The sequence below is a fragment of the Janthinobacterium sp. P210005 genome (assembly GCF_036231865.1).
Lineage (GTDB): Bacteria > Pseudomonadota > Gammaproteobacteria > Burkholderiales > Burkholderiaceae_D > Janthinobacterium > Janthinobacterium kumbetense.
The window spans coordinates 363,694-379,350 of record NZ_JAZARC010000002.1 but is presented as its reverse complement, the minus strand read 5'-3'; the positions used below and the strand labels follow the sequence as shown (position 1 = coordinate 379,350).

General features: G+C 64.1%; 11 protein-coding genes. 7 read left to right on the top strand and 4 right to left on the bottom strand.

Going from position 1 to position 15,657, the window contains the following annotated elements; all coding sequences use genetic code 11:
- The first annotated feature begins 101 nt into the window (after positions 1-101).
- From VPH40_RS11680 to kefC, 7 genes are all read left to right on the top strand, one after another.
- Complete coding sequence (locus VPH40_RS11680; protein ID WP_328573508.1) at positions 102-1,598, top strand: S41 family peptidase; 1,497 nt, start codon at positions 102-104, stop codon at positions 1,596-1,598.
- Between the two features lie 163 nt (positions 1,599-1,761).
- A complete protein-coding gene (locus tag VPH40_RS11675) occupies positions 1,762-4,482 on the top strand; it encodes a TonB-dependent receptor plug domain-containing protein (protein WP_328573507.1) in 2,721 nt (906 codons plus the stop codon).
- A 125-nt stretch (positions 4,483-4,607) separates the two neighbouring features.
- Complete coding sequence (locus VPH40_RS11670) at positions 4,608-6,428, top strand: M14 family metallopeptidase (protein WP_328573506.1); 1,821 nt, start codon at positions 4,608-4,610, stop codon at positions 6,426-6,428.
- Between the two features lie 61 nt (positions 6,429-6,489).
- On the top strand, positions 6,490-7,632 hold the full coding sequence (locus tag VPH40_RS11665; protein ID WP_328573505.1) for an ankyrin repeat domain-containing protein: 1,143 nt from the start codon (positions 6,490-6,492) through the stop codon (positions 7,630-7,632).
- A gap of 99 nt (positions 7,633-7,731) precedes the next feature.
- Positions 7,732-8,877, top strand: a complete 1,146-nt coding sequence (locus tag VPH40_RS11660; protein WP_328573504.1) for an MGDG synthase family glycosyltransferase — start codon at positions 7,732-7,734, stop codon at positions 8,875-8,877.
- Positions 8,878-8,890: 13 nt separating this feature from the next.
- Positions 8,891-9,460: a dual specificity protein phosphatase family protein gene (locus VPH40_RS11655; protein WP_251349430.1), complete on the top strand. Its 570-nt coding sequence runs from the start codon at positions 8,891-8,893 to the stop codon at positions 9,458-9,460.
- Positions 9,461-9,523: 63 nt separating this feature from the next.
- The gene (gene kefC / locus VPH40_RS11650; RefSeq protein WP_099665772.1) at positions 9,524-11,347 is read left to right on the top strand and encodes a glutathione-regulated potassium-efflux system protein KefC; all 1,824 of its coding nucleotides are present in this window, start codon (positions 9,524-9,526) and stop codon (positions 11,345-11,347) included.
- Between the two features lie 19 nt (positions 11,348-11,366).
- On the opposite strand, the gene pepF is transcribed toward kefC, so the two are convergent.
- The 4 genes from pepF to VPH40_RS11630 all read right to left on the bottom strand — a co-directional run bounded on the left by pepF (position 11,367) and on the right by VPH40_RS11630 (position 15,638).
- Positions 11,367-13,250 (bottom strand): oligoendopeptidase F, encoded by a 1,884-nt coding sequence (gene pepF, locus VPH40_RS11645; protein ID WP_328573503.1) that lies wholly within the window; start codon positions 13,248-13,250, stop codon positions 11,367-11,369.
- Between the two features lie 179 nt (positions 13,251-13,429).
- Entirely contained in the window at positions 13,430-14,365 is a 936-nt protein-coding gene (ttcA, locus tag VPH40_RS11640) for a tRNA 2-thiocytidine(32) synthetase TtcA (protein ID WP_251349712.1), read from the bottom strand.
- 32 nt (positions 14,366-14,397) lie between these two features.
- Complete coding sequence (locus tag VPH40_RS11635; protein WP_046682033.1) at positions 14,398-14,796, bottom strand: dihydroneopterin aldolase; 399 nt, start codon at positions 14,794-14,796, stop codon at positions 14,398-14,400.
- Positions 14,797-14,849: 53 nt separating this feature from the next.
- Positions 14,850-15,638: an SDR family oxidoreductase gene (locus tag VPH40_RS11630; protein WP_328573502.1), complete on the bottom strand. Its 789-nt coding sequence runs from the start codon at positions 15,636-15,638 to the stop codon at positions 14,850-14,852.
- Positions 15,639-15,657: the final 19 nt, after the last annotated feature.

The window sequence follows — 15,657 nt, the reverse complement described above, 5'->3', positions numbered from 1 at the left end:
AATGGCGCCTGCGGGCGCCATTTTTTTTGTATCAAAGAAAACAACGCCTGTTTGTAAAACGTCTTATAATTTTTCGATAATTTCTTTTCGGAAAGTTCGTCATGTCTTCCCTGCGCTTTTCCGCCCTGGCGGTTCCTCTCGTATTGTTGTTGAGTGCCTGCGGCGGAGGTGGCGGCGGCAGCGACAGCGCGCCCGTCGTGCCGCCCGTGACGCCGGCGGGTCCGGCGGCGCTGGTCGCTTCGTCCACGGTCGAGAACCGCTGCGCGGCGCCGCGCGGCAGCAGCATCGACAAGCCGGGCACCTTGCTCGATGAACTGACGTGGGTGCGCAGCTGGATCGATGAAACGTATCTGTGGTACCGCGAAGTGCCGACCACCTACCAGGCGCAAAGCTTCGCCACGCCCGTCGCGTACTTCGATGTGCTGAAAACAACGGCGATGACGGCGTCCGGCAAGCCGAAGGACCAGTTTCATTTCACCTTGCCGACGACAGAATGGGAAGCTTCGCTCAACGGCGTGGAACTGGGCTACGGCATGCTGCTGGCGCTGACGCGTAGCACGCCGCCGCGCAAGGCGGTGATCTCGATCGTCGAGCCGGGCTCGCCGGCGGCACTGGCGGGCTTGCGGCGCGGTGACGTGCTGCAAACCATCGATGGCGTCGATTTCGTCAATGCCCCCGACGCGGCCAGCGTGGCTATCCTCAACGCCGGCCTGTTCCCCAAGGCGCAAGGCGCGCACACGCTGGGATTGAGCCGTAACGGCGCGCCCCTGTCGGTGAGCCTGACGGCGGTGGACGTGAGCACCAGCGCCGTGCAGAACGAGCGCATCATCGACACGCCCACGGGCAAGGTGGGCTACCTGACCTTCAATACGCACAACAACGTGGCCGAACGCCAGCTGGTCGAGACCATGGCCCGCTTCCAGGCGGCCGGCATCAGCGACCTGGTGCTCGATGTGCGCTACAACGGCGGCGGTTACCTCGATGTCGCCAGCGAACTCGCTTACATGATCGCCGGTCCGCAAGTCACTGCCGGCAAGACCTTCGAGCAGGTGCTCTTCAATGACAAGACGCGGCCGGAAGCGCCCGTGCCATTCCATGCGCAAAGCCAGGGCTTTCCCGCGCAGAATCCCCTGGCCAAGGGCACGCCGCTGCCCTCGCTGGGGCTCAAGCGGGTGACCTTATTGACAACGGGCAACACCTGCTCGGCCAGCGAAGCGATCATCAACGGCTTGCGCGGCGTGGACGTGCAAGTCAACCTGATCGGCGGCACGACGTGTGGCAAGCCCTACGGTTTCTATCCCGCGCCGAATTGCGGCACCACGTATTTCGCCGTGCAATTCCAGGGCGTCAACGCCAAGGGCTTTGGCGACTTTGCCGATGGCATGGCGCCGACCTGCGACGTGGCGGACGATTACCAGCATGCGCTGGGCGACGCGGCGGAAGGCATGCTGGCGGCGGCGTTGCGCTACCGCAGCAGCGGCAGCTGCACGCCGGCCATGGGGGCCACCAGGCTGTTGAGTTCGATGGAGAGTCCGGCCGACACGACCGCGCGTCTGTTGCGGCCGTCCTACAAGGAAATTGCCATCAGACGCCGTTAACGCGCATGTTCCTGCCATGAGCTAGCGGGAACGCCTGGCGTTTTTCTGCTCATGAATCTTTCTATATAACAATTTTGATATATAGAAAGATGAATCCATTCGTTCTGGAATGACTGACATTTTGCTATCTTGCCGCTTTTCTCCCACCTTGAGAAGCGCAACGATGTCGAAACAGTTCAAGTTAACACCGCTCAGCCTTGGCGTACTGGCCATCCTGGGCGGCACCGCATGGCAGGCGCACGCGCAAACGCAAGCGCCCGCAGCGGATCAGCAGGCGGCGGCCACCCCGCCAGCCGTCGTGGTCACCGGTTCGCGCATTCCCCGCGCCAGCCTGGAAGGCCCGTCTTCCGTCACCATCCTGACCGGCGACGAAATCACCAAGCAGGGCTACAAGAACGTCTTCGACGCGCTGACCAGCCAGGTGCAGAACAGCGGCTTTACGCAGGGCGAGGATTACGGCAATACCTTCACGCCGTCGGCCAATACCATCAGCCTGCGCGGCCTGGGTCCGAACCATACCTTGATCCTGCTGAACGGCCGCCGCCTGGCCGACTTCCCCATCGCCTATGACGGCGCCGTCAACTTCACCAACCTGGCGAACATCCCGTCGAGCATTGTCGACCGCATCGAAATCCTCAACGGCGGCGCCTCGGCCATCTATGGCTCGGACGCGATCGCCGGCGTGGTCAACGTGATCCTGAAAAAACAGACGGACGGCTTCGATATCAACGTCAAGCTGGGCGGCACCTCGCGCGGCGGCGCCGGCAACCAGCGTGTGCAGCTGACGGGCGGCGGCAATTTCGACAAGCTGCATACCCTGTTTAGCGTGGAACTGAGCCAGCGCGACCCGCTGTGGAGCATGGACCGCGACTTCATGACCAGCCGCTCCGGCGTGCCGACGACGATCGCCGCGCGCCGCACCCTGGTGAAAGGCAAGGCCGGCAACTATGTCGACCTGGGCGACACCTGCGGTCAGTTCGGCGACATGTTCGGCGGCAGCGTCAGCAAGTATACGGCGGCAAACGGCAGCTATTGCGCCAGCCCGAAAGCCCGCCCGACCTTCTGGACCACGCAGACGAAGAACCAGAGCCAGAACGTGTTCGGCAGCGCCAATTACGAGCTCGATGCCGACACCACCCTGTTTGCCGATGTCCTGATCGGCAAGAACAAGACCGTCAACAATACGCGCGGCCCGTCGTGGACCTCGGTTTCGCTGAACGGCAATTCCTTTCTGAACCAGAACAGCGGCGCCTACGAAGAGTGGACGCGCTTTATCTCGCCCGAGGAAATCGGCGGCGTGCAGCGCTACAACCGCAGCTGGGACGACCTGGCCACGGCCATCTCGCTGGGCGCCAAGGGTCGCATTCCGGGCAGCGCCTGGCAATATGAGGCGAACTACAACGCCTCGGTCTACACGAGCGAAGCCCACCGGCCGCAATTGCGCTCGAACATCGACAGCTTCTTCCTGGGACCGAAGCTGGGCACGGACGCGAATGGCGTGGCCATCTACGCCCCCGATCCCGCGCGCCTGTCGCAGCGCCTGACGCCGGCCGAATTCGACAGTATCAGCGGCTACAGCGACAGCAAGGACAAGGCCTGGACGAATACCCTGAGCCTGGCCACGAATGGCGACCTGTTCCAGCTGCCTGCCGGTACGGTGAAAATCGCCACGATTGCCGAAGCAAGCAAGCAGGGCTTCAGCAACGAACCCGACGCGCGCATCGACCAGGGCTATTTCAATGTCGCCACCGGTTCGGGCGTCACGGCCGGCACCCGTTCGCGCTATGCGCTGGGCGCGGAGTTGAATGTGCCGCTGCATGAAAAGCTGACCGCTACCGTCGCCGGCCGCTATGACCGCTACAGCTTTGCCGGCCGCAAGGAAGGCAAGTTCACCTACAACGGCGGGCTGGAGTTGCGTCCGGCGCCGGACCTGCTGTTCCGCGCCAACTATGCCACCAGCTTCCGCGCGCCGGACATGAATTACATCTACCAGGCACGCGGCAAAGGCTATTATGCGAGCACCACCGACTATTACCGTTGCGATGCTGCGGGCAAGGCCATCGACGGCTGCGAGTATGCCAATAAATCGCCGGGTGCCGATTACGTGCAGAACGGCAGCCGCGACCTGCAGTCGGAGAAGGGCAAGTCCTTCGGCGTGGGCGCCGTCTGGTCGCCGAGTTCCAATTTCGACGTTTCGGTCGATTACTGGAACATCAAGATCGACGACCTGGTGACGAATCTGGACGCCGACAAGCTGCTGCGCGACGAATCCGATTGCCGCCTCGGCAAGGCCGATATCGGCTCGCCGACCTGTATCGATACCCTGGGCCGTATCGAGCGTTACGCGGCCAATGCCTTGAACAAGGCGGGCGAGATCAAGACCATCACCGTCAACCCGATCAACGCGGCCAAGAAAAGCAGCAGCGGCATCGACGTCAGCCTGAAGTATTTGCTGCGCACGACGGACTATGGCCGCTTCGCCTTCAAGGCCAACTACGCCCGGGTACTGAGCAAGAAATCGCAGCAATTCGCCGGCGATGCAGAGACCGATGAAACCAAATCGATGACCAACATGGATTGGCCCGACAAGCTGAACCTGAGCGTCAACTGGGCTGCGGGCGACTGGTCGAATACCTTGCTGGTCAGCCGCTACGGCAAGGTGCCGAATGCCGCCGGCAAGGCTTACCTGACGCCGACGGCGCTGGCCAACATCAGCACCGTCTACCGCATCAACGACCGCGCCACCGTTTCGCTGATCGTCAACAACGTGTTCGACAAGATCAAGCGCGACGCCAGCAACGGCTGGCCGTACTACCCGATCGGCAACTACAGCCCGCAAGGCCGCCAGGGGTGGATCGAGTTCAACTACCATTTTGGCTCGTAATTCACGCTTGCCAGAGCAAGGCCGGAGCAGCTGATGCTGTTCCGGCTTTTTTATTTTCCGGCGCGTTTTTATCCGACCGCCACTCTATAATTGCCCGCTTGTCCTCTCTCGATGGAGTTTGACCCATGCTACGCCACGCCCTGCTGTCCACCGCCCTGTTGACCGTGTTTGCCGCCAGCGCACACACCGCTCCCGTCCTGACGACGGTGGCCGAGCGCTCGGGCTTTTTGAATACGGGCCGCTACGCGGAAGTGGAAACCCTGTGCCGCCAGTTCCAGGCGCGCTATCCGAAGCAGGTGCGCTGCGTGGAGTTCGGCCGCACGCCGGAAAACCGCCCCATGCTGGCGCTGGCCGTGACGAATACGGGCGCGCTGACGCCGGCCGAAGCGGCGCGCCGCAAGCTACCCGTGCTGCTGGTGCAGGGCGGCATCCATGCGGGCGAAATCGATGGCAAGGATGCGGGCTTCCTGGCCTTGCGCGAAGTCCTGGAGGGCAAGGCGGTGCCCGGCGCGCTGGACAAGCAGGTGCTGCTGTTCGTCCCCGTCTTCAATGTCGATGGCCATGAGCGCTTCGGCCAGTGGAACCGTCCGAACCAGCGCGGTCCCGTGGAAATGGGCTGGCGCAGCACGGCGCAAAACTACAATCTGAACCGCGAATACATGAAGGCCGATACGCCCGAGATGCAGCACATGCTGGCGCTGGTCAATGCCTGGGATCCGCTGGCGTATGTTGACCTGCACGTCACCGACGGCGCCCAGTTCGAACCCGATATCTCGATCCAGGTCGAACCCGTGCATGCGGGCGATGCGGCCCTGCGCGTGGCGGGAACGGCGCTGCGCGACGGCGTGCTGGCCGACCTGGCCAGCCAGGGTTCGGACCCGAAACCGTTTTATATTTCGTTTGCCGAGAACGACAATCCGCAATCGGGTTTTGTCGATTCGGCGCCGAATCCCCGCTTCTCGCATGGCTATTTCCAGCTGCGCAACCGCTTCGGCATGCTGGTGGAAACCCATTCGTGGAAGGATTATCCGACCCGCGTGCGCATCACCCGCAACACCATCGTTTCGCTGCTGTCGCAAGTGGCGCAGCATGGCGTGCAGTGGCGGCAAACGGCGCTCGAGGCGGACGCGCGCGCCGCGCAGCTGGCCGGCGCCACCTTGCCGCTTACCTACAAGACGACGGAGAAGAGCCGCCTGATCGCGTTTCGCGGCTACGCCTACACGCGCACGCCTTCCGAAGTGTCGGGCGCGCTGATGACGCGCTACGATGAAACCACGCCGCAGATCTGGAACGTGCCGCTGCGCGACGAGATCGTGCCCGACCTGCAGCAGGCCGCGCCGCAGGCCGGCTACCTGGTGCCCGCCGCGCAGGCGCAGATGGTGGCGGCCAAGCTGCGCCAGCATGGCGTGTCGTACCAGGTGCTGGCTGGCGCACCGGACAAGCTGCCGGTTGAAGCCTTCCGCGCCACGCAGGTGAAATTCGGCGCGCAGTCGTTCGAGGGACGCCAGACGGCGGCCGTGCAGGGCGAGTGGCAGAAAGAGGCGCGCGTGGTCGACGCAGGCGCGCTGTACGTGCCCGTCAACCAGGCCAAGGCGCGCCTGGTCGTGGCCCTGCTCGAACCGCGCGCGCCCGATTCCCTGCTGGCCTGGGGCAGTTTCAATACGGCCTTCGAGCGCAAGGAGTACATGGAAGAATACGTGGCCGAAGACGTGGCGCGCGCGCAGCTGGCTGCCGACCCGGCGCTGGCGGCGCAGTTCCAGCAGAAGCTGGCCAGCGATCCCGCATTTGCCAAGAGCCCGGCCGCGCGCCTGGAATTCTTCGCCCGCCGCCACGCGTCCTGGGATGAGCGCCTGAACCTGTATCCGGTGCTGCGCACGGATGTGGCGCCGGCCGGCCTGGCATTGCCGCCGACGCGCACACCGAAGTTGTCAAATCGCACAGATTAATCGGAAGAAAATGCTATTCTCCGCTCGATGATGGCGCCGCCACCACGAGCAGAGACCATGCATGGGCAACAAGACACTCTACAACCAGCACCGCGAGACGTTTTTTCGCCTCTGCGACGCCGTCGGCGAAAATCAGGTGGAACAGGTGCGCAGCCTGCTCGAGGCCACGCCGCTGCTGTTGACCTTGCGCCGCTACAACATGGATGACGGCGAATCGCTGCTGCATCTGGCCGCGGCCGGCGGCAGCCGCGACGTCTGCGTCCTGCTCGTGTCGCTGGGCCTGGACATCGACCTGCCCTTGCCCGGCTACCGCAACCATACGCCGCTGGACGCGGCGGCAAGCCATGGCCATCTGGATACCTGCCGCTGGCTGCTCGGGCAGGGTGCTGCCGTCGACGGCTTGCCGGACAATATACTCTCGCCGCTGGCCAGCGCCTGCGTGGGCGGCCACCAGGACGTGGTGGCATTGCTGCTGCAGTCGGGCGCCAATCCGAACCGCCTGCATACGCGCTGGAACCAGGCGCCGGTCGATATCGCCACCGGCTGGGGTTTTCCCGTGATCGCCCAATTGCTCGCTGCCGCCGGCGGCGTCAGCATACTCGATGTGCCGCGGCAAGCAGCCGCCTCGCCGCAGGAATCGATCCGCACCTTCATGCACAACAGCGCCGGCTGGGTATTGCCGGCCGTGTTCAGCCCGGACAGCGGCGACGCGCGCTTTTCGCTGGGGATCAGCTGCATCGGCGGCAAGAGCGATTTCAAGCTGTTGTTTACGGCCGGCCTGTTCCAGCAATCCCCGATGACCGAACTGGCCATCTGCCTGCCTGGCCGCTGGCCGCTGACTGTGCACGGCTTTGCGGAGCACAGCCCCTTGCGCTTTCCTGTGGCGCTGCTGGCACGCCTGGGACGGCGCACGCTCGACCGGGCCAGCCTGGCGGCGGGCGAGCTGCTGCGGCGCGACGATCCGCATCTGGCGGACCTGGCCTGGCCGGACGGCGTCGACGCGCTGCTGGCCATCGACAAGCGCTGGAATGCGGAGCCGGAGGAGGACATTGCCGACGATGACAAGGTCACCATCTATCTGCTGGTGCCGGTGAAATTCACCAAAAAAGGCGCGCCTGACGCCAGCACCTTGCCGGCCTTGATCGAACGCAAGCTCAAAGGCAGCTGGAAAGTGTCGGCCTTGCCCGTCCCCGTCATTGGTTAGCGCGCGCGTGGCCAGATCAAGCCGGCCAGCTTGCAACGATGTTATCCTGCTAATGCATCTTTCGCGTCCGCGCGCAACCTGTTCACGCATCGGCTTTTCATGACACAAAAAATTCTTCTCCTGAGCGTCTCGGCCGGCGCCGGTCACATGCGCGCGGCGCAAGCCATCGAGGCGTATGCGGCGCGCGATGGCGGCGCAGGCCCTGCGGCGCTGGTCCTGCATCTCGACGTGATGGACTTCGTCACGCCGGCATTTCGCAAGCTGTACACGGATTTCTATATCAAGCTGGTCAACAAGGCCCCCGCGCTGTGGGGCTATCTGTATCACGCCACCCACGATGCGCCGCGCGACAGCACCATGCAGCGCCTGCGCCGTGGCATCGAGCGCCTCAACACGCGCGCGCTGATGGCGCAGATCGCCGCCTTCCAGCCTGACGCCATCATCTGCACGCATTTCCTGCCGGCCGAACTGCTGTCGCGCGCGCTGCGCCAGCAGCAGCTGGCTTGCCCCGTCTGGGTGCAAGTCACGGATTTCGACTTGCACCGCATGTGGGTGCATGAACAGATGCAGGGATATTTTGCCGCCACCGACGAAGTGGCGTTCCGCATGCGCCACGCAGGCATCCCCGCCGAACGCATCCACGTGACGGGCATCCCCATCATGCCCGCGTTTGCGCAGGTGCCCGACCGCGTGTCGTGCGCGCAGGCGTTTGGCCTCGACCCGCAGCGCACGACGATATTGCTGATGGGCGGCGGGGCGGGACTGGGCAGCCTTGAAACGGTCGCCTCGCGCCTGCTGGCGCTGCCGGGCGACTTCCAGCTGATCGTGCTGGCGGGGAAGAACGCCGCCGCGCTGGCGGCGCTGCAGGCACTGGCCGGCCAGTATCCGGGCCGCCTGCTGGCGCAAGGCTTCACCAGCGAAGTCGAGCGCCTGATGGCGTGCGCCGACCTGGTGATCACCAAGCCGGGCGGACTGACCACGTCCGAATGCCTGGCCCTGGGTTTGCCCATGATCGTCAACTCGCCGATTCCGGGGCAGGAAGAGCGCAATGCCGACTATCTGCTGGAGCAGGGCGTGGCCCTGAAGGCATTCGATGCCGTCACCCTGGAATACCGGGTGCGCCTGTTGCTCGAGCATCCCGAGCAGTTGCAATCGATGCGCGCAAAGGCGCTGGCCCTGGGCCGCCCGCGCGCCGCCCAGGACGTGCTGGCGCAGGTGCTGCGCGCCGGCGCCGTTCTTCAATAACCAGGAGACCATGATGCTGCATGTCGTACTGTTGACCCTCGCCCTGGGGCTGGCCGCCGCGCCGGCCGGGGCGCAACCATCGCCGCCACGCCATCCGGATTGGGCCACGCCGCTGCCGCAGGTGTCGAACCTGCACCAGGTCACGCCCGTCCTGTACCGCAGCGCCAGGCTGGATAGCGCCGACGTGGCCCAGCTGCAGGCGCTGGGTGTGAAGACGGTGATCAGCCTGCGCTCCTTCCACTCCGATACGCAAGTGCTGGAAGGCAGCGGCATCCGCGCCGTCCGCATTCCCATCAATACCTGGGCCATCCGCGACCGCCATGTGATCGACACCATGCGTGCCATCCGCGCCGCCGGACAGCAGGGTCCCGTGCTGCTGCATTGCCTGCACGGCGCCGACCGCACGGGCATGATGGCCGCCATGTACCGCATGCTGTACCAGGGCTGGCCGCGCGAAAAGGCGATCGACGAGCTGAAAAACGGCGGCTACGGCTACCACGCCGTGTGGAAGAATATCGAAAGCTACCTCCAGCGCGTGAATGTCGACGAACTGCGCGCACGCATCGATGCGCCGCAACCCTGATACCCCGCTGGCGCGCCACTTCAGGCATGATTGCGATTCCAGTCACGTTTTTCCGGAATCCGCATGGAACACCACAGCTTTCTCATCAACATACTGTTTTACCTGGTCGCCGCCATCATCATGGTGCCGCTGGCCAAGCGCCTGGGCATGGGCGCCGTGCTGGGTTACCTGGTGGCCGGCGTCGTCATCGGACCCTGGGGCCTGGGCCTGATCAAGAATGTCGAGGTGATCCTCAGCTTTTCCGAATTCGGCGTGGTGCTGCTGCTGTTTTTAATTGGCCTGGAGCTGGAGCCGAAGCGCTTGTGGCTGCTGCGCCGCCCGATTTTCGGCTGGGGCGGGGCGCAGGTGGGCGTCGTCAGCGCGGGCTTGTGCGCTGTGGCCATGGCCTTTGGCGTGGACTGGCGCACGGCGCTGGTCGGCGCGCTGGGCCTGTCGCTGTCGTCGACGGCCATCGTGCTGGCCACCCTGGGCGAACGCAAGCTGATGAGCACCCCGGCCGGTTCTGCCGGCTTTTCCATTTTGCTGTTCCAAGATATCGCCGCCATTCCCATGATCGCGCTGGTGCCGCTCTTGGGCGGGCTGGTCACGCACAGCGGCGAACCGGGCTGGCTGCGCGTGGCCAAGCTGGCCGCCGTGCTGGCGGCGCTGGTGATCGGCGGGCGTTTTCTGGTGAACCCCATCCTGCGCTTCATCGCCAGGACGGACTTGCGTGAAATCTTCACGGCCTTCGCCCTGCTGCTGGTGATCGCCATCTGCGTGCTGATGGAATCGGTGGGCCTGTCGATGGCGCTGGGCACCTTCATGGCGGGCGTGCTGCTGGCCGACTCCGAATATCGCCATGAACTCATTTCTGACCTGGAACCGTTCAAGGGACTGCTCCTGGGCCTATTCTTCATTGCCGTGGGCATGTCCGTCGATTTCGGCGTGCTGCGCGCGCAGCCCTTGCTGATCCTGGCCCTGGTGGCGGGCCTGCTGGCGGTGAAGATCGCCTTGCTGTATGTGCTGTCGAAGTTTGTCGACATTCCCCGCGGCCAGCAGCTGTTCTTTGCGCTGCTGCTGTCGCAGGGCGGCGAATTTGCCTTCGTCGTGTTTGCCGCCGCCGAGGCCGCGCACGTGTTTGCGCCGGAGACGGCCGCGCTGCTGGTCGTGGTGGTGACCCTGTCGATGGTGGCCACGCCCTTGCTGCTGCTGTTGCACGACAAATTCGTCGCGCCGCGCCTGCAAGGCGAGAAGAAGCGCCGCCCCGACGACCATATCGAGGCGCAGGACAATCCCATCGTCATCGCCGGTTTCGGCCGCTTCGGCCAGATCATCGGCCGCCTGCTGGCAGCCAACAAGATCGGCGTGACGGTGCTCGATCACGACCCGGACCAGATCGACCTGCTGCGCAAGTTCGGCTTCAAGGTGTTTTATGGCGACGCCACGCGCGTGGACCTGCTGGTGGCGGCCGGCATCGAGAAGGCCAGGGCGCTGGTGATCGCCATCGACAATGTGGACGACAGCCTGGCGCTGGTCGACGCCGTGCGCCTGCGCCTGCCGGAACTGACGATTCTGGCGCGCGCGCGCAACGTCACGCATTACTATGAATTGATGAAGCGGGGCGTGACGCTGATCGAACGCGAAACGTTCGCCGCGGCGCTGCTGCTGGGCGAGCAGACCCTGCAGCAGGTGGGCTTCAGCGCGGAGCGGGCGCAGCGCGCGGCCGGCATCTTTGGCCGGCATAACCTGAAAACCTTGCTGGAAGTGGCGCCGCACTTCCAGGACCAGCAAAAAGTCATGTCTCTCACGCGCCAGGCGCGCGAGGAACTGGAAGACATGTTCGAGAGCGATGCGGCGGCGTTTGCGGCAGCGGGGGCGGACAAGCCGGAATCAGACCAGCCGGCCTGATTCCGGTCCGCGCGGGCGCTTATTTCCCCCGGCGGCTTTCAATCGCCTCGATCTGGTCCATGATGCCGTTCATGCGCGCGACCAGCGCCTGGTACGGTTTCGGCGAGGCCAGGTCGACGCCGGCCGCCTTCACCAGCTCATACGGATACGCGGAACCGCCGGAGCTGAGCATCTTCAGGTAGGCAGCCAGCGCACCCGGTTCCTTGTCGAGGATGCGCTGCGCGAAATCCTGCGCCGCGGCGATCGAGGTGGCGTACTGGAACACATAGAAGCCGTGATAAAAATGCGGCACGTAGGCCCATTCCAGCGCGTAGGCGGGATCGATGGTCATGACGCCTTGCGCCTCGCCATGGTAGCGCTTGAGGATGCCGGCATAGATGGCCGTGATCTCTTCGCCCGTCAGCGACTCTCCTTTATCCACCTTGCCGTGGATGGCCGCTTCGAATTCGGCGAACATGGCCTGGCGGAAGTAGGTGCCGCGCAGGTTTTCCAGCGCCGCGCCCAGGTACAGCAGGCGCTCGTCGTCATCCTTGGCCTGCTTCAGGCGCGCGTCGAGCAGCAGCGCCTCGTTCGTCGTCGAGGCGATTTCCGCGACAAAGATGCTGTACGGCGCATAGATCGATGGCTGCGCCTTGTTGGCCAGCACCGAGTGCATGGCGTGGCCCCATTCGTGCGTCAGGGTGCTGACGGCTTCGTAATTGTCCGTGTAGTTGAGCAGCACGAACGGGTGCACGTCGTACGCGTCGCCATTCATGTAGGCGCCCGCTACCTTGCGCGGGCGCGGGTACACGTCCATCCAGCGCGCGTCCACGGCGGCGGTGAGGGCCTTGACGTAGTCCGGGCCCAGCGGCGCGACGGAATCGAGCATCATCTGCTTGCCGTCGGCCAGCGGGAAGGTGCGGTCGCTTTTCAGCAGCGGCGCATAGATGTCGTAATACGCGAGGTCCTTGACGCCCAGCATGCGCGCGCGCAGCTTGAAGTAGCGGTGCAAGGTGGGCAGATTGGCGTTGGTTTGCGCGATCAGGGTCTGGTAGACGGCGGGCGGCAGATGGTCGGCGTCGAGCGCCGCGCTTTGTGAATCGGCATAGCGGCGCACTTTCGCATACGCGGCGTCCGTCTTCAGCTGGCCGTACAGGGTTTCGCCGAACGTGCGTTCATATTCCTTCCACTTGCCGAAGAAGGCGTCGAACACCAGCTTGCGGTCGGCGCGCTGGTCGTCACCGCGGTATTTCGTGTACGCCGCCTGGTCGAGACGTACTTCCTTGCCGTCCGACAGTTTCACGGTCGGCCACGGGATTTCCGCATTGGCCAGGGTGCGGTAGACGCTGGCGGCCGAGCTTGTTGCGAGGCCGAACTGCGCCACCAGTTGTTCGCCAGCCGCGTCGAGCGTGTGCGGCGCGCTGCGCAGCATGTTGCTCAATTGAAAACGGTATAGTTGCAAACCCTTGTCTTTCGCCAGCATGGCATCGATGCGCCTGGCGCCCAGGGCGAGGATTTCCGGCTGCAGGAAGGTCGTCGCCTGGGAGAAGTCGTTGCCCAGCAGGGCGGCGCGCTGGTTCAGCTGGTTGCCCTTGCTGTCGCCCGTATCCTGGTCGTAATACTGCGCCGCATAGGTGGTGAGCGTGTTGACGCGCTTGCGCGCCTCGGCGTACAGGTCCAGGCAGCTTTTCAGGCGGGCCGGCGACGCTTTCAGCTGTCCCTTGCAGGCGCCCAGTTGCTGCAGCTGCACCGACAGCTTTTTCGCGTCGGCGTCGAAGGCGGCGTCGTCTTGATACAGCGCCGTCAGGTCCCAGCGGTCGGCTTGCCGGTCGCCTGGCGTGGGGACGGGCGCAGCGAAGGCGGTGGAGAGGCCGAGAGCGAGCAGGGAAAACAGCAGGGGGCGCTTGAGCGCGGATGGCGTCATGGTTCATTCCAGTGAGGTTGTCGGAAGAATGCGTGCTGACCGCCGTGCAGGGATGCGCGCGTGACGCACCGCGTACCGGCAGAGCTGACTACGGTACCTCAAATGGACGCGGGGGGAAAGAGGCGGAGGGAAGATACCGCGCGCCACCTGGACGGTGGCGGCGGAACAACAGGAGGTTTTTACAGCGGTTGCAGCGCGATGGTGCCGAACGTGGTCGGCGTCGAGCACGGCTCTTCGTCGAAGGCGATGTCGCCCATGGGGTTGGCCACGCCGTCCGCCTTCAAATCCTTGAAACCGAACAGTTTCGGGTCCATCAGGTGGGACGGCGCCACGTTCGACAGGGCCGAGAAGATGCTTTCCACGCGGCCGGGGAATTTCTTGTCCCATTCGCGCATCAAGCCCTTGATCTGCTTGCGCTGCAGGTTTTCCTGCGAACCGCACAGGTCGCATGGAATGATGGGGAAGCCCTTGACTTCCGCATAGCGCTGCGTGTCTTCTTCCTTCACGTAAGCCATCGGGCGGATGACGATGTGCTTGCCGTCGTCCGACTGCAGCTTGGCCGGCATGCCTTTCAGTTTGCCGCCGAAGAACATATTCAGGAAGAATGTTTCCAGAATATCATCGCGGTGGTGGCCCAGGGCGATCTTGTTGGCGCCCAGCTCGTCGGCCACGCGGTACAGGATGCCGCGGCGCAGGCGCGAGCACAGCGAGCAGGTCGTCTTGCCTTCCGGAATCAGGCGCTTGACGATGCTGTAAGTATCCTGGTTTTCGATGTGGAAGGCGACGCCCAGTTCCGTCAGGTAGGCGGGCAGGATTTCCGGCGGGAAGTTCGGCTGCTTCTGGTCCAGGTTGACGGCGACGATATCGAAGTGAATCGGCGCGCGTTCGCGCAAGGTCATCAAGATGTCCAGCAGCGCATAGCTATCCTTGCCGCCGGACAGGCAGACCATCACCTTGTCGCCGTCTTCGATCATGTTGAAGTCGCCGATGGCTTGTCCCACCAGGCGGCACAAGCGCTTGTGCAGCTTGTTGTTTTCCAGGGCGATCTTTTCCGCCTTCTTGCGTGCCAGTTTCTGCGCTTCCACATTGGCCGGCACTTCCACGGCGGCCGTCATCGTTTCCAGTACGGCGGTGTCATTCATGTTGTTCATGCTTCATCCTTGATCTTGAATACTTCCACGCCCACGCCTTCGCAGTCGGGATACACATCCGGTTTCATGCTCGATACGCGCGCGGCGCGCACGCGCGGGTGGGCCAGCATGGCGGCCAGCACGTCGTCGACCAGGCTTTCCTGCAGCTGCACGTGGCCTTGCGCCATGCGTTTGGCGATGGTTTCGCGCATGAAGTCATAGTCGACCACTTCTTCCAGCTGGTCATCCTTGGGCGTCGACAGGGCCAGGGGAATGTACAGGTCGACGTTGATGAGGACGCGCTGCTCGCCCTTTTTTTCGAAGTCGTAGACGCCGATGTTGATGAGGACTTCGTAATTGCGCAGGAACAGGCGGCGGCAATCGGCCAGGCGAGGGTGGGACAGGGCGGACGACATAGTTTTACCTTTTAGGGAATGCTGGAGTGCTGGTTGTTTGGTAGGGCTGCTGATTATTTGGTCAAAAACATGACGTCGCGCGGCAAGCCGATCAAATGCTGGCCGCCATCGACCAGCAGGGTCGTGCCCGTCAGCGCGCGCGCGCCGGCCACGTAGCAGACGCTGTCGGCCACATCCTCGGGCGTGCTGGAACGTCCCAGCGGCGTGTTTTCATGCGCCTTGGCAAAGTTCGCTTCCGTCTGCTCGCCGGAGACCATGGTGATGCCGGGGGCAATGCCCACCACGCGCACTTTCGGCGCCAGCGCCTGGGCCAGCATGGTGGTCGCCGACAGCAGCGCCGCCTTGGACAGGGTGTACGACAAAAAATCAGGATTGAGATTGTACAGTTTTTGGTCCAGCAAGTTGATGACCACGGCTTGCCCGCCTGCCGGCGTCGCCTGGTACAGGGCTTGCGCCAGCAGGATGGGGGCGGCCAGGTTGGCGTGCATGTGGGCGTCGAGCGCGGCGACGGAAAAATCGCCCGCATTGTCGTATGCAAACAACGATGCGTTGTTGACGACGCACGTCACGGGGCCCAGCGCCGCCTGCGCCTGCGGCAACAGCTGGCGCACGGCCTCTTCCTGCGCCAGGTCGCAGGGGAACGCTTGCGCGCGGCGGCCCAGCGCGGTGATTTCCTTCACCAGGCTGAGCGCCTCGTCGCGCGAATCGCGGTAATGCACGGCGATATCCCAGCCGTCGCGCGCCAGGCCCAGCGCGATGGCGCGGCCGATGCGGCGCGCCGCGCCCGTGACGAGGGCGACGCGGGGAGTGCTGTCGAATGGCGTTGTCGTTGCTTCTGTCATGTCTTTGCTATGGTTGAGA